At 40.2% G+C, this 15,953-nt stretch carries 17 protein-coding genes and 1 tRNA gene; 3 read left to right on the top strand and 15 right to left on the bottom strand.

Translation table 11 applies throughout. The annotated features are described in order from the left end of the window. Positions 1-49: 49 nt before the first annotated feature. The 7 genes from ychF to NRF22_RS03900 all read right to left on the bottom strand — a co-directional run bounded on the left by ychF (position 50) and on the right by NRF22_RS03900 (position 5,123). The gene (ychF, locus tag NRF22_RS03930; protein WP_263779361.1) at positions 50-1,153 is read right to left on the bottom strand and encodes a redox-regulated ATPase YchF; all 1,104 of its coding nucleotides are present in this window, start codon (positions 1,151-1,153) and stop codon (positions 50-52) included. Between the two features lie 61 nt (positions 1,154-1,214). Further along, positions 1,215-1,394, bottom strand: a complete 180-nt coding sequence (locus NRF22_RS03925; RefSeq protein ID WP_007744819.1) for a DUF951 domain-containing protein — start codon at positions 1,392-1,394, stop codon at positions 1,215-1,217. A 5-nt stretch (positions 1,395-1,399) separates the two neighbouring features. Further along, positions 1,400-2,287, bottom strand: a complete 888-nt coding sequence (locus NRF22_RS03920; RefSeq protein WP_263779358.1) for a ParB/RepB/Spo0J family partition protein — start codon at positions 2,285-2,287, stop codon at positions 1,400-1,402. Beyond that, positions 2,277-2,483: a hypothetical protein gene (locus NRF22_RS03915; protein WP_007744821.1), complete on the bottom strand. Its 207-nt coding sequence runs from the start codon at positions 2,481-2,483 to the stop codon at positions 2,277-2,279. The genes NRF22_RS03920 and NRF22_RS03915 overlap by 11 nt, the downstream gene beginning before the upstream one ends. Beyond that, a complete protein-coding gene (locus NRF22_RS03910; protein ID WP_007744822.1) occupies positions 2,455-3,234 on the bottom strand; it encodes a ParA family protein in 780 nt (259 codons plus the stop codon). Before NRF22_RS03910 ends, NRF22_RS03915 begins: the two co-directional genes overlap by 29 nt. Continuing rightward, on the bottom strand, positions 3,227-3,961 hold the full coding sequence (rsmG, locus tag NRF22_RS03905) for a 16S rRNA (guanine(527)-N(7))-methyltransferase RsmG (RefSeq protein ID WP_263779356.1): 735 nt from the start codon (positions 3,959-3,961) through the stop codon (positions 3,227-3,229). The genes NRF22_RS03910 and rsmG overlap by 8 nt, the downstream gene beginning before the upstream one ends. Continuing rightward, a complete protein-coding gene (locus NRF22_RS03900; protein WP_007744825.1) occupies positions 3,951-5,123 on the bottom strand; it encodes an AI-2E family transporter in 1,173 nt (390 codons plus the stop codon). The genes rsmG and NRF22_RS03900 overlap by 11 nt, the downstream gene beginning before the upstream one ends. Before the next feature lie 96 nt (positions 5,124-5,219). On the opposite strand from NRF22_RS03900, the gene NRF22_RS03895 reads away from it, so the two are divergent. Beyond that, on the top strand, positions 5,220-5,396 hold the full coding sequence (locus NRF22_RS03895; RefSeq protein ID WP_263779355.1) for a hypothetical protein: 177 nt from the start codon (positions 5,220-5,222) through the stop codon (positions 5,394-5,396). Positions 5,397-5,423: 27 nt separating this feature from the next. Here the strand turns inward: NRF22_RS03895 and rlmH are convergent, their stop codons facing one another. The 4 genes from rlmH to yycF all read right to left on the bottom strand — a co-directional run bounded on the left by rlmH (position 5,424) and on the right by yycF (position 10,008). Beyond that, complete coding sequence (rlmH, locus tag NRF22_RS03890; protein WP_007744827.1) at positions 5,424-5,906, bottom strand: 23S rRNA (pseudouridine(1915)-N(3))-methyltransferase RlmH; 483 nt, start codon at positions 5,904-5,906, stop codon at positions 5,424-5,426. A 151-nt stretch (positions 5,907-6,057) separates the two neighbouring features. After that, positions 6,058-7,326 carry a S1C family serine protease gene (locus tag NRF22_RS03885; RefSeq protein ID WP_007744828.1) on the bottom strand — a complete coding sequence of 423 codons (1,269 nt, stop codon included), beginning with the start codon at positions 7,324-7,326 and terminating at the stop codon, positions 6,058-6,060. Between the two features lie 49 nt (positions 7,327-7,375). Beyond that, on the bottom strand, positions 7,376-9,280 hold the full coding sequence (locus NRF22_RS03880; RefSeq protein WP_007744829.1) for an ATP-binding protein: 1,905 nt from the start codon (positions 9,278-9,280) through the stop codon (positions 7,376-7,378). A gap of 11 nt (positions 9,281-9,291) precedes the next feature. Next, a complete protein-coding gene (gene yycF, locus NRF22_RS03875; RefSeq protein WP_263779353.1) occupies positions 9,292-10,008 on the bottom strand; it encodes a response regulator YycF in 717 nt (238 codons plus the stop codon). 96 nt (positions 10,009-10,104) lie between these two features. On the opposite strand from yycF, the gene NRF22_RS03870 reads away from it, so the two are divergent. After that, a tRNA-Lys gene (locus NRF22_RS03870) sits at positions 10,105-10,177 on the top strand. Positions 10,178-10,466: 289 nt separating this feature from the next. Here NRF22_RS03870 and NRF22_RS03865 read toward each other — a convergent pair. The 4 genes from NRF22_RS03865 to NRF22_RS03850 form a co-directional block, all read right to left on the bottom strand. Next, positions 10,467-11,894, bottom strand: a complete 1,428-nt coding sequence (locus tag NRF22_RS03865) for a bacteriophage abortive infection AbiH family protein (protein WP_263779352.1) — start codon at positions 11,892-11,894, stop codon at positions 10,467-10,469. A 249-nt stretch (positions 11,895-12,143) separates the two neighbouring features. Beyond that, entirely contained in the window at positions 12,144-12,533 is a 390-nt protein-coding gene (locus NRF22_RS03860) for a hypothetical protein (RefSeq protein WP_263779351.1), read from the bottom strand. A 521-nt stretch (positions 12,534-13,054) separates the two neighbouring features. Beyond that, complete coding sequence (locus NRF22_RS03855; RefSeq protein WP_263779350.1) at positions 13,055-13,390, bottom strand: hypothetical protein; 336 nt, start codon at positions 13,388-13,390, stop codon at positions 13,055-13,057. Between the two features lie 369 nt (positions 13,391-13,759). Further along, entirely contained in the window at positions 13,760-14,485 is a 726-nt protein-coding gene (locus NRF22_RS03850) for a PmeII family type II restriction endonuclease (RefSeq protein WP_263779349.1), read from the bottom strand. Positions 14,486-14,867: 382 nt separating this feature from the next. On the opposite strand from NRF22_RS03850, the gene NRF22_RS03845 reads away from it, so the two are divergent. Further along, on the top strand, positions 14,868-15,860 hold the full coding sequence (locus NRF22_RS03845) for a DNA cytosine methyltransferase (RefSeq protein ID WP_318528711.1): 993 nt from the start codon (positions 14,868-14,870) through the stop codon (positions 15,858-15,860). Positions 15,861-15,953 lie beyond the last annotated feature (93 nt).

Raw genomic sequence — 15,953 nt, 5'->3', positions numbered from 1 at the left:
TAAAAAGGCGAACAAATTCTTAAGATTGTTCGTCCGCGTTTGAATTTGATTAAACATTGAAACGGAAATTGATAATATCACCGTCAGCGACCAGATATTCTTTGCCTTCAGAACGAAGCTTCCCAGCTGCTTTCACAGCAGCCATCGAACCCAATTGATCCAGATCCGTATAGCTGACAGTTTCAGCTCGGATAAAACCTCTTTCGAAGTCGGAATGGATAATACCGGCTACTTGCGGTGCCTTCATGCCTGCTTTAAAAGTCCAAGCACGGGTTTCTTTACCGCCAGCCGTAAAGAAAGTCCGCAGGCCCAGCAAATGGTAGGCCGTTCTGATCAGACGATTTAATCCAGCCTCTTGTACGCCGGCCATTTCCAAAAAATCAGCTTTATCACTTTCAGCCATTTCAGAAATTTCTTCTTCTGTTTTTGCCGCCAAGCCAATAACTTCCGCGTGATCTTTAGCTGCATAATCTGCGACTACTTGATAAAGAGGTGATTGAGAAGGATCGGCCATGTCATCCTCAGCGATGTTAGCTACATAGAGCATGGGCTTGTCAGTCAAAAAGAAGAGGCCGTGCACAATTTTAGCTTCATCCGTATCAAATTCGAGGCTGCGGACCGGTTCTCCAGCCTCTAAAACGGGTTTGATTTTTTTTAATAATTGATATTCAGCAATGGCTTCTTTATCTTTAGAATTGACAGCTGCCTTTTCAACTTTGCTATAACGATTATTGACATGATCTAAATCAGCAATAATCAATTCTGTATTCAGTGTTTCAATATCTTCTAAAGGATCAACCTTACCAGAAACATGTGTAATTTCTGAATCTTCAAAAGCTCGGACAACTTGGATAATCGCATCAGTCTGGCGGATATTTTCCAAAAACTTATTGCCTAATCCCTCGCCTTTAGATGCGCCTTTGACAATACCGGCAATATCTGTAAATTCAAAAGTCGTGGGCACGACCTTATCGGCTGGCTCGATTTCTTGAATTCTAGCTAGACGGGCATCCGGGACTTCGACGACGCCGACATTTGGTTCAATTGTTGCAAACGGATAGTTGGCCATTTGGGCACCAGCCTTCGTAATCGCGTTAAAAAGGGTCGATTTACCAACATTGGGCAGACCAACAATTCCTGCAGTTAATGACATATTTACTCCTGATTCCTTATTTATTCTACTATTTAATTTCTGGCAAACAAAAAGGCCTCTTTCAGCCCTTAATAATTTTGCTCAAGCGTTTTTCAAAATCTTGGCGGGTCATCATAATCACACGATGGCAATTCGTACATTCAATCTTAATATCAGCACCCATTCGAACGATTTTCCAAGCATTCGCCCCGCAAGCGTGTGGCTTTTTCATTTCAACAATTGTATTTAGCGTGTAGTTCATTAAATTTAGTCGGCATTAACACCGAGTATTTCCAAAATACGATTTAACTCGTCTTGATCCGAGAAACTGATTTCAAGTTTCTTTTTAGATAAGGAAACTTTCGTCGAAAACTTATCCTCAAGTCGTTTCTCGATTTCCTCGGCATAGATATTAGTCTCACTATGTTTTTTCGTCAACGAAACCGACTGCTTTTGGCTCTGCCCGCGAACTAATTCTTCGACTTGACGGACAGATAATCCTTCTGACACAATTCTGTTGGCAAGCGCCACCATCTCGGCTGGTGTATCCAAGCCCAGCAGAGCTCTGGCATGCCCCATAGCGAGCCTGCCATCGATCATAAACTGCTGAACCGCTTCTGGCAGATTCAATAAACGCAGCGTGTTTGTAATTGCTGCTCGTGACTTGCCCAGTTTTTCAGCTACTTGAGACTGCGTCAGAGCCAGCTCCTTCATATACGAATTAATGCCCTGTGCCTCTTCAATCGGATTTAAATTCTCCCGCTGAAGATTTTCAATGATAGCCAATTCAATCATGGCACTATCTGAAAGCGTCTTTTCAATAACCGGCACTTGAGTCAAACCAGCTAACTTTGCCGCACGAAAACGACGTTCTCCAGCAATAATTTGATAACTGCTGCCGTGTTTTCTGACAATCAAAGGCTCGATCAAGCCAGTTTGCTTCAGCGATTGTGCCAGTTCAGTCAACGCTGTCTGATCAAAAATCTTTCTGGGTTGATATGGATTAACTTCTAATGACGACAGTTTTAATTGTAGTAACGATTGGCCAGCCGTGTCTTTTGGAGCAACTTTTGCAACAGCCTGCAGCGTCTTTTGATCATCCTCATCAGAAAACAAAGCATCAATACCACGGCCTAAGCCGCGTTTATTCGCCATCTATGGTCGCCTCAAACTCGATAACCGTATAAAAATGGCCGGGTTCATGACGATGATTAACATCTGGTGTTCCTACAAAAGAAGCAACAACATGTCCACCAGAATATGCCAGATAGTCATTTACCTTCTGCTCGTGAAGGTGATAATCACCAGCAGTATGTATAATTTCAACTTGGTTCACTTTCTTCTGTGCCATCTTTGCTAATAATTTCCTTTACTAATTTATTGTATGCCCGTGCACCCGATGAAAAACCGGCAAAGTCAAAAATTGACTGCCCAAAACTCGGAGCCTCTGTTAAACGCACATTGCGAGGAATCGTAATCGAATATGTTTCCTCTGGAAAATGCTTTTCAACTTCCGCCACCACTTGCCGGCTTATTTTTGTGTGTGTAGTCATTGTCATCAAAATACCTTCGATCGTCAAGCCTAAATTACCATGTTCTTTAACTAAATCAATGGTTTTTTTAAGTTGGGCCAAGCCTTCCAAAGCAAAGTATTCTGCTTGAACAGGAATCAAGACAGAATCAGCTGCCATTAAGGAATTTAAGGACAATAATCCTAATGCTGGCGGGTTATCGATAATCACAAAATCATAATTTTCTTTTTCCTGGGCAATTTTCCGTTTGAGGATCATTTGCCGATTTTTCTTCTTGGTCAATTCAATCTCTGCACCGGCTAATTCCGGTGAAGACGGCAGGATATCAAAATTATCTGTCCGCTTGAGAATGGCAGATTTAACCGAACGATTAGAAATTAAAACATCATAAGCATCAAAATTAATCTCTTTTTTGTCAACACCAGCGCCCGAAGTCGCGTTGCTTTGAGGATCCAAATCAATCAAAAGAACTTTCTGTCCATTTTTAAGCAAACCAGCTGCGATATTCAAGGCTGTGGTTGTTTTACCAACACCGCCCTTTTGATTTGCCAGCGCAATTACTCTAACCATTTTTCCCACCAATTGGCGATCTTTTTGGCGTACCGGCCTTCCGTGGATACTTGTTTTTCGTTGGTGCAATCTTATCGACCACTATCAAAACACGTGGATCGCCATTGGGCAATTCGAAAGAAAATGACTGTGAAGCGCGGCCGCCTAGTTCTTCGAGTGCTTTGCTGGCGTGGAAAATTTCGTTTTCATCGTGAACGGTCTTCATGAGAATTGCTTTGCCGCCGACCTTAACAAAGGGTAACAGCAGTTCTAATAAAGTATTGGTTCCCGATACAGCCCGCGCAATGGCAAAATCATATTTCTCACGAAAATTAGGATTCTGCCCAAAATCTTCGGCACGGCCATGAACGGTCTCAACGTCATCTAACGACAGTTTCCTAACAAGCTTGTCCAGAAAAACAATGCGTTTCTGCAGCGAATCTAACAAGGTCAGCTGTAAATTTGGATCGGCAATTTTTAAAGGGATTCCTGGAAATCCAGCTCCGGACCCCACATCAATCAACGAGAATTTTTTAGTTGGATTCGGCACCGGCAGAAAGATCAAGGGTGTCAATGAATCATAAAAATGTTTCAGCCAAATATCCCCTGGTTCTGTAATAGCTGTTAAGTTAACTTTTTCATTGTAGGCCAGCATAAAAGTCAAATATTCTCTAAAAAGACCAATTTTCTGCTCTGAAATCGGCAGACCTTGTTTTTCCAATGCTGATGCAAATTCCTCAGGCGTCATTTTTATTCTCCTTATTAGCAGATTTTTTCAATAATTTCGCTGAGTCCGCTGAACTAACTTCGCCCACAGCATGCTGCTCATCTTTTTTTAATTGATAAATGTTGTAAACAAAAATCACGAGAGTTCGGATAATTGCATATATCGGCACGCCCAAAATCATTCCCGGCAATCCCCAAATATTACCGGCAGAAAGCAGAATGATAATAATGGTTAAGGGGTGAATTTTCAAATTACGCCCAATCACATTGGGATAAATCAGGTTGCCATCTAATTGACTAACAATGATAACGACCAAAGCCACAGCCAAAACTTGTTGTGTGCTAATTGTGATCGCAATCAACATGCTGGGTACCATACCGATAAAGGGGCCAACGTATGGTATTAAAACGCACAGACCTGCAAACAACCCTAACAAGGGCGCAAAGGGCTGCCGAATAATCAGATAACCAACCATGACACAGATCATGACAAACAGCGCTTCGATAAATTGCCCACCAATATAACGGCCGATGGTACTATTCATGCGTGCCGCCAAATCGTTGACCTCTTTAGCGCGGCTAGGAAAAATAAAATGGTTCACAAAGGGAACGAATCGATCAGCATCAGCCAGCATATAAAAGAGCATGATCGGAATTGTAATGATGTTGATCGTAAAAGTAGTCAGAAAGGACAGAGCATTCCCCAAGCTGCTGAGCGAGACTCTGAGAAAGGTTGACGAATATTTACTGATTTGCTGTTGAAAATCATTGGTCCGAATCTGCCAGCCGAGTTGTTTAAACCAAGTTGATCTTAACCAACTATTCACATTTTTCCTGATACCATTTGCAAAATCGGGCAGCGTTCCTAAGAGATTGCTTATTTGACCAATTAATTGGGGCAGAAAGGTCACAAATAAAGATGCAATAATAATCAGAAATGCTGTGAAGGTCAAAACCACAGCTAGCATGTGTTTCAGATTAAAATGTTTTTCCAAAAAATCAACTACCGGATGCAGCAGATAATACAGGAAACCCGCCGCAATAATCGGAATAAAAATTGTTCGGAAAAAAATGCCAATTGGCTCAAAAATAAAGCTCAGCGAAGAAAGAACTAAGATCAAGATTGCGAGCAGCAAAACTTCAACGGTCCAGTAAAGCAATCTATTTTTTTTGATAAATTCCATTAACTAAATTATAGCTAAGATTGCCGTCTTACTTGCTTTTTCGGGCAAAAGCACGTAAAATAAACAATTGCTTAAAATATTCCTAGAGGTATAGTAATGTCTAATAAAAATTTAACCGGCAAGTCGCCTTTCAACAGCTTCTCAACACCGCGCCCTGTCTCTCACAACCAACAAAAGAAAAACCAATTAAAGCGTACTGCTCAACTGCAGCAATGGGCTAAGGGCGTCGAAGGCGTCGAGCTTCCTAGAGCTGTTAAGATTAACGGAAATTGATTAAACTCGCACTTATCTGCGGGTTTTTTATTTGTGGTAAGGACTGCCTTCGTTGATCATAAAGGCCCGATATATCTGTTCGGACAGTACAACTCGAGCCAATTGGTGCGGCAAAGTAATACGGCCAAAGGAAATTTTTTGGTCCGCTCGCTGTTTAACTGCGTCAGATAACCCTAAAGAACCGCCAATCACGAAATCAATTGTTGAAAAGCCATCTAGGGGAATCAATTTTAGCATCGAGGCTAATTCCGGAGAAGAAATAAGTTTGCCTTCAATCGCCAAGACAATTACATAATCTCGGGGACCGATTTTGTCCAACAAACGCTGGCCTTCTACTTCTAAAATTTCTAAATTTTCTGCTTGACTGGCCTTTTCAGGAGTAGCTTGATCCTTAACAACACAAATTTCTGTCTTGGCAAAACGTGAAAGCCGTTTTGTATATTCGGCCAATGCTTGCGAATAGTATTTTTCTTTAATTTTGCCAACGACGATAATCCGAATATTCAGCATATAAACAATTATACTGTTCGTCTACTTTTCCACTTTTCCACACGAACAAAAAAATTTTTCGATAATACAAAAAGCCGATTTCTCGGCCTTTAGCGTGTTCGTATCCAAAGTTATCCACAGATTTTAGAAAACCTTAATAATTTGTGGATAGCTATTCTTTTAAGGATTCACTCATTTTAACGGTGACAGTTTTTTGATCAGCACCGCGATAAAAACGGATTCTGACCGAATCGCCAACAACCATTTTGTAGATAATATCCCGCATGTCCGCTAAATCACTAACGTGCTTGCCATTGACAGCAACAATCACGTCATAACGCTTCATACCAGCTTTTTTGGCTGGTGATTTGCTATCCGAAAAACCAGCAATAACAATGCCGCCTTTGACACTATTAGGCAGTTTCAAACGATTCTGCCTATCATCAGTGGAAACCTCGCTGAGATCAACTACTTGTACGCCTAAGGCCGGACGAGTCACCTTGCCATCCCGCACTAATTTATTCACAATATCAACAACTGTGTTTGATGGGATCGCAAAACCCATCCCCTCAACAGATTCGCCGCTGGTCGTCTGAGTCAATTTTTGAGAATTAATACCAATTACTTGTCCAGCTGTGTTAACCAAAGGCCCGCCTGAATTTCCCGGATTAATCGCGGCATCAGTCTGAATGGCGACCGAATCGCCATAATTCGTTTTACCATCCTCGGATGTATTTGAGACAAGTCTTTTCGGTGCTGAAACGATGCCTTGAGTCACAGAAGAGGCATAATCAGTTCCAAGAGGCGATCCAATGGCCAAAACAGTCTGGCCTGTCTGAATTTGATTTGAATTGCCGAATTGAGCAACGGATTTGACACTACTATTAGGAATTTGCAGGACCGCTAAATCTGTCATCGCGTCCGATCCGATTAATTTGGCCGTTACTCGCGTGCCATCATATAAAACGACTTGCAGACGGTTAGCACCTGCAACCACGTGCCGATTGGTCACAATATAAGCAGCTGCATCAGCAGAGCGGTATATAACACCCGATCCTTCAGATACGGTCTGCAGGCTATTACCGGATGAACTGCTGGAACTGGCAAAAAAACTATCAGCCGAGCTGCTGCTATTACGCTGTTGGTTAAGTACTGAAACAACAGCACCCTTTAAGTTGTTATAAACCTTACTGGCATTTGTTTTTCCAGAAATCACAGGTGCTTGAATTGTTTTTCGGCCGGACAAACTAGAAAAAGTCGGCCCATTGGTCGAGCCGTTCGTCTGCAGATAAAGATAACCAGCCCCAGCGGTAATACCACCACCAAGAATACCGGCAAGTAAAATCGTCACCAATAGGCGGCCGCCATGATTATGGTGATCATTTGTGCCTTGATCGTTTATGGTATTTTGTTTTTTTTCTTGATTTGAATCTTCAGTCACTGCAAAGAGCCTCCGTCAAATATTATCTGGATTAAAGATTAAAGGAACATTAATTGAAGTCGAGTTTTGATGCACTCATATCAACTTTTGGCAAAGTAACAAAGAAAGTCGTACCGACATCAACAGTGGATTCAACACGTATTTTGCCATTCAAAGCTTCAACAACTTCTTTTGAGATAGCTAACCCTAATCCTGAACCACCTTGCTTTCTGGCTCTGGACTTATCTACACGATAGAAACGGGTAAAGATATTATCTAAATCTTTTTTAGGAATACCAAGGCCATGATCTTTCACGCTCAAAACGATACTACGATCAGTCTCTTGGATATCAACTTCAACATTGCCACCATCTGGTGAATAATTAATGGCATTATTGATCAAATTATCGACAACTTGAATGAACTTCTCCGAATCGATTTCAACATAAGTCGATTTTGCCTGGTCATAGTTTCGAATGATGTGGTAAGTATGATTGGCGTGCATCGAATGGCCTTGTTTGAACATGACATCGAAACGATCAATCACGTAATTCATAAACTTTGTGAAATTAACCGGTTCGGTTTCCATTTTAGTCCGCCCTTGATCCATTCTTGATAATTCAAGCAGATCGTTAATCATACGAATCATACGCTGGGTCTCATCATGAGCAACACCCAAAAATTCAGTCGCAATCTCCTTTTGCGATAAGGCACCTTCCTGTAAGGTTTCGATATAAGAGTTGACGGATGTCAATGGTGTGCGCAATTCATGGCTAACATTGGAGACGAAGTTCTTCTGATCAGTTTCCAACTTCAGCTGCCGCGTGATATCACGCAAAACAACAACACCGCCGGAAATAAAACCCGATTGACGACGCACAAGGCTGGCAACAATATTTAATGTAATGCCGTTAGAGCCATCAGGCTGAACGGCAAAACCATGTGCAGACTGAAAAAGATCCCGTAGCGTGATTCTCTTATCAACAAGCTTAAGGAGATCAGAAATATTATGCCCGACTGCACTGTCCGAATTCGACAAATGAAGCAGATCCAGTGCCGCCTGGTTAATAATCGTAATCGTCCCGTCTCGCGTGATCGCTAAAACACCATCGGTCATGTTGGATAAAAGAGAATTCAGACGATCCCGCTCCATATTAGAAATCGCTGTCTCAGAAGCAATCGTATCTGAGAGATCGTTAATCTGGGTAGCCAGGATACCGATTTCATCTTTTGACTTAATCGTATTTCTCCGCGAATAATTGCCACGCGTGATTTGCCCCGTCTGATCTGCCAATTCTTTGATAGGCTGTGTCAACAGGCGTACCATCAAAAAACCAATCATAATGGCCATCAGCAGCGGAATAAACAAAGCACCAATAAACATACTGGTGATGTTTGCAATTGAAGCATAGATGGATTCCATGCTAGCTGTATAAACCAGCACACCTACAGTTGATTTACGATCACCGGGCTTTGTTTCCAGAGGTACCATCAATGTTTCATAGCGGCGGCCCAAAAGGCGCGTGCGAAAACGCCGCGTATAGGAATCGCTGCTGGATAAAGCCCGATAGATATTGTTACGTGCTCGGCTGCTCGTCACCGAAGAACTATCAATACCTTGTCCGACCAGCTGCTTCATTTCAACAGTCAGGCTGCCGCGGATAACGCCTTTTTGATCAACTACATAGACATAATCCTGATCAGTAGCACCACCAATCGTAGACAATGTCTCGTTGATTCGCTGATTAGCCTGACTAGTATCAGAAACTTGCAGATCAGAGATCAGCTGGTTTTCAATTGTTTTCGGAATTGAGACACGCGCATCAAAAGACTGTATCAGCTGTGACGAATATTGATTGACAAAAAAAGCGCCAACTAGACCCAGGGTTATCAGCGTAATAGATGTGAAGATCAAGGCAATTTTAAAATGGACTGATCGAAAGAATCTGGAAATAGAGTTGGAAATATTATTCATATGTTACTTATTTATTTATGGACACTATCTGGTTTGATGAAATAACCAACTCCGCGTTTTGTAATTAGAATTTCAGGACGGCTAGGCGCGTCTTCAACCTTTTCGCGCAAACGGCGAACGGTCACATCAACAGTTCTGACATCCCCAAAGTAATCAAATTCCCAAACCTCGGTCAGCAGGGCTTCACGAGTTAGCACTTGTCCTGGGCGACGGGCTAAATAATGCAAAAGGTCAAATTCACGGTGAGTCAAATCCAGATCAACACCATTTTTTGTGACAGTATAAGCATCGGGTTTAATGACAAGATCAGCAACCTTAATTTCTTTTTGCGACTTGCTGTCAGCAGCATCAACACCTGGCAGCGTTGCATCTTGTCGGCGTAAATTAGCTTTTACCCGCGCTACAAGTTCGCGATTAGAAAAAGGTTTGGTTACATAGTCGTCAGCGCCCATCTCAAGGCCGACAACTTTATCAATCTCGCTGTCTTTGGCAGTCACAATAATGACGGGTGTCGATGATTTAGAACGGATCTGACGCAAGACTTCTGTACCCTCTATTTCCGGCAGCATCTGGTCTAAAAGCACCAGATCTGGATTTTCTGCGGCGAAAACATCCAAGGCTTCGCGCCCGTCAAAAGCAGTTACGACATCGTAACCCTCTTTTTGCAAATTAAATTTGATGACATCAGAAATCGGCTTCTCGTCATCAACAACTAGAATTTTGCTCATATTTAATATTATACCAGCCAAGAAATAATTTATTTAGAGAAAGGCGGTTTGTGCTTGTATATTCGCAGGCAGTCGTGATAAAATATTAACTTGTTCGGATGCTTAGCTCAGCTGGCAGAGCAACGGACTCTTAATCCGTGGGTCCAGGGTTCGATCCCCTGAGCATCCAGAGCTATATGTTGACAAGGTGCTTTAACCGTATGGTTGAGCGCCTTTTGTTTATTTGAGTGTCGTCAATATGTTCCTTGATGACGAAAGAAAGTAATCAAAAAAGTAATCAAATTTATTAAAAGAAAGGTCAGTAAATGGCTTCACGGACATGACCATTTTTCAGAGTAAGTAAAAAAGTAAGAAGTATGTTCTTGCTTTTTTGGTAATCACTGTAAGATTCTCTTAAAACTTGAGTAAGATACCCTCGATTCAATTTGGAACCCTATATATTAATTTTCATAAAAGAATTAATCCCGCATCTCCATCAGTTTATCTTCCTTTCTTTTATTTTCTTTTGAAATAGATTCTAACTTTTCGGCAGTTGAATTTCTGATTTCAGTTTCAAGGGAAGTAATTGGTGGATAAGGTTGTAATTGAGCATCTTTTTGCATCGGATTGTACTCTTTTAAAGGTCTGATATGTACTCGGTTCTCAAGAATAAGCTTATGTAAAAGACTGCTACCATGATCCTGGCTAATGGTACTGCCATAATGCTTGATAAGATTATTAACGGCTAGAAACATAGCCCTAGTATCAAAATTATCTCTGTCTTTGTAATAGAAAAAAAGCTCAGTCTTGCTTGAGTACAGGCCGACAGCGTCGAAAATAGAGGTGTAATAAGAATTATCAGCCGGATTTAAGGAATGTCCGTAAATCTTGATTTTATTAATAGGCAAATGATCAAAAAAAGTTTTTCCAGAATAAGTTTCTTTCAATTGCATTGATCTAAAAGTCTTTGTGAATCTCACCAAATCATCATTTGCACCATCACTATAATCAATGCCGAAGATATCATTTGCATCTTTGGCTGTGCCATGAACATTTTTGACATAATCAAACCAATATTGCCGATATCCGTAATTAGGTCTTAGAGCCTCCATTTCTGGCTGAGTGTAGTTAAAGGTTAATAAATAGTTGTGCATGCCATCTTGCAAATTGCTGAGAGTCAAATCGTTTACTAATAAATCAAATAATAGGTTGCCACAGTTTTGCTTATAGTCCTGGCTGCTAGATACTTGCTGATTAATATACTGAGCAAAATCACGCTCTAACACACGCAACTCTGCTAAAAGAATTGTGTCAATGGCAGTTTTGAAACTCCTGTTGAACTCCGTTACTCGATTGGGACTATAGATCTTTTGACATATTTGTTCCCAACCTGGTTTCTTGATGTATTCATTCCATATGAGTGCTGCAATCCGTTCATACATCACTATTGTATGCGGCTGGTGTGTGTAGTCATTTTTACAGTTAACATTATCTGGGCGATCAAACGGATCCACATATTCATGATTCAGTATTTCTAGTAAATCGTGATAAACATTTGACTTGAGACCAATGGAGGGAAGGGAATCTTTTAGAAGACTAGAAATTAGCCCTTCAAAGTCCGACCATTTATTGCCTAAATTGCTATCTTCTTGGCAGTACAAAATATTGATAATGATAAAATCCCAAGCAGTCCACCGAGTCATGTCTAGATTTTGGCAATGTTTTTTAAAACCCTCCAAGTCATAGGCAGCGTTGGAGCGAATTACCATGTTATACGTATCCTTATTTGTTGTGGGAACATATCTTTTCTCGAAGAAGTCTTTGTATTGAGACTTTAAACCACAATTTAAATCAAAACCATTCCCTATAATGATAAGCTGATTTAATTCCTTTGTTTCCTCAACCAAGTTGCTACCTCTCCGTCGACCAATTGACAAAATTATTCTAAAACAAAAATAGATAGATACGTTAATGACAGTTTACCAATAAGCATCGCAGCCAAAAGAACCTCACTTGTCCAAATTGAAACAAAAAGCATACCAGATATTTTCGATGAGAGAGAAGATTAAAGAATGACAATGCAAAAATCCTGTGTTATTGAAGCAAAAACACAGGATTTATGTGGGCAAACAATTATTTGTGTACATAAAGTATTATCAGTTCCCAGCTGCTGTAAGAAAACCAGTAAAAAGAAGAATTACCATTGTTGCAGCCCTGTACCAGTTGTTTGCTTCGGCTATATCTTTAACTTTGGAATCCAATAAGCCAGCAAAGGCCAAAGATGAAACAGCTAACACAGCTAAATTCTTAAGAAAAGACAGAATTCCTGCATACGGGACAGAAATTTTAAAATAAGAAAGACCAGCCTTAAATATCACAGTTGCTAAAATCAGGCTTAGAGCAAGTTCTACAGTTATAGCTAAATTTTCTTTTATGTGGTCGACTACATTTTTGCTTCCGTTTCTTGTTTCTTTGTTGCAATATGTAGATGCAAACCACAAAACAGTAAAAAGCAGAGTGTAACAAACCAAATATACCCAAATCATAATGTTAATTTCACTATCTCCTTATATTCATTGAGTTTATTAGGGTTATCCTTCTCGAATTGAGTAATATAGGCCTTCAGCAATTCAATTGATTATGCCGTTGACTGACTCACCCTTTGATCATTGAGATTGCTTTGATATTGTCCAAAACATTCCCAGTCGTAACTACCCCAATACGTTTATCTTAGTCATTTAATTAGCTCTTGGTTCATTTTATTGAGCAACCTTAAAGATTGCATCCGCTGAATTGGCAACGTCCTTTTTAATAATTTTCTAAAATGTTGTTTTCAAAATATACGTTTAGCTTGAAAAAGGATTTAACGCTCCCTTACAAATACCTTTTTAAAAAGAAAATTGAAAAAATGTATAAATGGACAGTGCATTACTTAAACGCGCCTGGATATTAATGGCGATGACGGCTATGAAATTCTTTCTCATTGCAGGCTTACTTATAACAACGGAGTTTTCCTAATTGATCGAATTATGGACATCTGAGATTGATTCCAGAAAACGATCCGAAACTAAGTATGGGTTGCTATTCTCATCCGTTTTTCGATTAAAATTGCATCCCTATCGCTTTGTAATACCTTAAAATGTTGCCCCACTTGAAACTTTAAGCCACTTTCATCCTCACCTGAAGAAGTAACGGTAAATGATTTGTTCCGGAAGAGGCTAATGTTCGAGCCATGTTGGCTGCTAATACTAACTTTATGTTTTTTAAGTCCCCTCCGAAGTCCTACTTCTCCAGCTTTGCCAATCAAATACCCACCACAAGCTGTCAGAACAAGAAGTCTCATTGACCCTTTAACTGCTTTAGACCATTTAATTATCGTTTGGTATGAACCGAGATTACTCATTAGCAAGCACTCCTTGAGTTTTCATATATTGTTATTTCCATCTAAAAAATCTTTTTCGGATTCGTAAATATTGTCACTCGAAATGCTGTTTTTGTGGCCAATTCACTGCACTGCCAAATGTAGTGGTGATCATTAAAACCGATCTGAATATTAAGGTACACACCACAGCGGTCACAATACCAATCTGTTTCTGGAAAACGTTCTGCCAACTCAATTTCCTTTCTGTGGCTGCTATCTATATCGCCTCAGCCATTTCTTTACATAGATAACTCAATAAAAAAATTTTCTGAATTCAAATCAATGCAAACGGAACACACTCAATCCCTTGTAAGGCTTAAAAAACTTTAGATCCTAGCAACGACAAATTAATTAAATTCCGAAAAAGTCTTCGTTTTGTTCTATACCTTCTTTGACTGTGCTCAGCAGTTTATCAATGCTTTCCTGCATGGCAGAGTTGTTTGCTGCTAATTGAGCCTGATTAACCAAATCTCTATAAAGATCTTCATATCCAGTAAGGTGTAACCAAAATTCTTCTCCAGCTAAAACATTGTACCCATCATTTTGAATAGTCTTATACATGGTACTAAGATCACGATGTGAACCGTACAGAACTCCAACCACAGGATCATTTGTTGTAATAGCAAGATGATTAGTCCTCGCTAAATTTCTTAATCCCATGAAATGATCTTCAATAGTCTTGATATCATCCTTGTTAATGGTTGTTGGACCTGACTTAAGCTGGCAATACTTTCTTCTATTGTCAATCTGATCGACGTATTCAATATCCATCCCAGAGATAACGGACGGCTGGGCTATTTGGTCTCCCATTGTGGTTACGATAAATTTTTGCAAATTGGTACCAAAGCTGGTTGCAATTGAAGTTCCAAAAGCGAATGGATACACAATTGCTTTTGAAATCGAGTCAGCGTCAATACTGCCGGAAAGCCCCTTAGCAGTTGCTTGAATAGTGAAGGGATTTATCTTGAAGTCGGAGAATTTCTGTTTCTGATATTTTTTTGATCGATCATTAAAAAAATCAAGAAAAAAATCAAAGGTATTCTGCAGAATCTGTTCTCTCGTTGTTGCAATTGTCATAATTCCTCCTAAGAATTGATTGACAACTACCCTTAAAACAATTAATATAAAAACATAATAATATGAAGGGTAGCCAATGAAAACGGTTTTGGACAAGAGAAAAATCCGTGCTTTAATGCATAGACAAGGAATCAACACCCAAAAAAAACTAGCTCAGAAGATGAGTATTACAGAGAACCAGCTTTCTGTGATCTTATCCAATGACTTTAGCCCTCTAAAAACTAGCACGGTGAAATTAATGGACATACTTGGACAAGACGTACTTGATGCGATTACAATCAAAAAACAGGATTTAAGCCACAAGAAAACGAACGTTAACCCAGCTTTTCCTGATGGAACAATTGATGTCACAAAAATTAAACCAAAAAGTCAGTTTAATGTCTTGGAGCTTTTTGCCGGTGCTGGCGGGTTGGCTCTCGGATTAGAAGAGGCTGGTTTTAATGATGTTGGTTTACTGGAATTTGATAAAGATGCCTGCCAGACACTTCGCCTGAATCGGCCAAATTGGAACGTGATTGAAGAAGACATTACCAAAGTAACTTCTGATCCTAAAGGGGTATATAACTATATTCCCAAAGGCACTGAAATTGATTTACTGAGCGGTGGCTATCCTTGCCAGGCTTTTTCCTATGCTGGTAAAAAACTTGGCATGGAAGATACCCGAGGAACGCTCTTTTATCATTACGCAAAAATCATGGAACAAGTCAAACCGAAGATGTTTTTGGTCGAGAACGTTCGTGGTTTGACAACACATGACCATGGGCGAACTCTAAAAACAATGATACAAGTTTTTGAGAATCTTGGTTATAAAACAACCTATCAAGTGCTGAACGCATGGGATCATGGAGTTGCAGAAAAGCGAGAACGAATGGTTTTAGTTGGCATACGAAATGATCTCAACATTACTTTCCAGTATCCAAATAAACACGATTACAAACCTGTTCTTAAAGACGTACTACAAGATGTCCCTGATTCAGCAGGGATGCTGTATTCCGAAGCCAAAAGAAAAGTCATGGAATTAGTACCAGCCGGTGGCTACTGGCGTGATTTACCAGAGGCTGTTGCCAAATCTTATATGGGAAAAAGTTATTATTCTGGAGGTGGCCGAACCGGTATGGCCAGGCGCATTAGCTGGGATGAACCCTCTTTGACCCTAACGACCTCACCTAATCAAAAACAAACCGAACGTTGCCACCCAGATGAGACACGGCCGTTCACCACGCGAGAATATGCTCGTATTCAGAGCTTTCCAGATAGTTGGCAATTTTCTGGCGGAGTTGGTAGTATCTATAAACAAATTGGCAATGCTGTTGCTGTCAATTTTGGTAAAGAAATCGCTTTGGCGATTATCAATTCTCTAAATCAAACTGTTTAATGGCGACTTTGCTCAATGTTTACCGATGAGAATCGGTTGTCTTCTGCAAAGTTTTTCAATAACGCTGCCTTTGTACAGAGGCAGCTTTTTGCG

The sequence above is a fragment of the Oenococcus kitaharae genome (genome assembly GCF_025758695.1).
GTDB lineage: Bacteria > Bacillota > Bacilli > Lactobacillales > Lactobacillaceae > Oenococcus > Oenococcus kitaharae_A.
The sequence above is the reverse complement of the archived record's forward strand: the minus strand, read 5'-3'. Positions and strand labels throughout refer to the sequence as shown.

Bases quoted from the DNA above. Each gene is read 5' to 3' on its own strand.
- NRF22_RS03910 (WP_007744822.1), bottom strand. From the start codon at position 3,234: ATGGTTAGAGTAATTGCGCTGGCAAATCAAAAGGGCGGTGTTGGTAAA.
- rlmH (WP_007744827.1), bottom strand. From the start codon at position 5,906: ATGCTGAATATTCGGATTATCGTCGTTGGCAAAATTAAAGAAAAATAC.
- NRF22_RS03915 (WP_007744821.1), bottom strand. From the start codon at position 2,483: ATGGCACAGAAGAAAGTGAACCAAGTTGAAATTATACATACTGCTGGT.
- NRF22_RS03900 (WP_007744825.1), bottom strand. From the start codon at position 5,123: ATGGAATTTATCAAAAAAAATAGATTGCTTTACTGGACCGTTGAAGTT.
- NRF22_RS03850 (WP_263779349.1), bottom strand. From the start codon at position 14,485: ATGACAATTGCAACAACGAGAGAACAGATTCTGCAGAATACCTTTGAT.
- NRF22_RS03895 (WP_263779355.1), top strand. From the start codon at position 5,220: ATGTCTAATAAAAATTTAACCGGCAAGTCGCCTTTCAACAGCTTCTCA.
- ychF (WP_263779361.1), bottom strand. From the start codon at position 1,153: ATGTCATTAACTGCAGGAATTGTTGGTCTGCCCAATGTTGGTAAATCG.
- yycF (WP_263779353.1), bottom strand. From the start codon at position 10,008: ATGAGCAAAATTCTAGTTGTTGATGACGAGAAGCCGATTTCTGATGTC.
- NRF22_RS03855 (WP_263779350.1), bottom strand. From the start codon at position 13,390: ATGAGTAATCTCGGTTCATACCAAACGATAATTAAATGGTCTAAAGCA.
- NRF22_RS03920 (WP_263779358.1), bottom strand. From the start codon at position 2,287: ATGGCGAATAAACGCGGCTTAGGCCGTGGTATTGATGCTTTGTTTTCT.
- rsmG (WP_263779356.1), bottom strand. From the start codon at position 3,961: ATGACGCCTGAGGAATTTGCATCAGCATTGGAAAAACAAGGTCTGCCG.
- NRF22_RS03925 (WP_007744819.1), bottom strand. From the start codon at position 1,394: ATGAACTACACGCTAAATACAATTGTTGAAATGAAAAAGCCACACGCT.
- NRF22_RS03880 (WP_007744829.1), bottom strand. From the start codon at position 9,280: ATGAATAATATTTCCAACTCTATTTCCAGATTCTTTCGATCAGTCCAT.
- NRF22_RS03860 (WP_263779351.1), bottom strand. From the start codon at position 12,533: ATGATTTGGGTATATTTGGTTTGTTACACTCTGCTTTTTACTGTTTTG.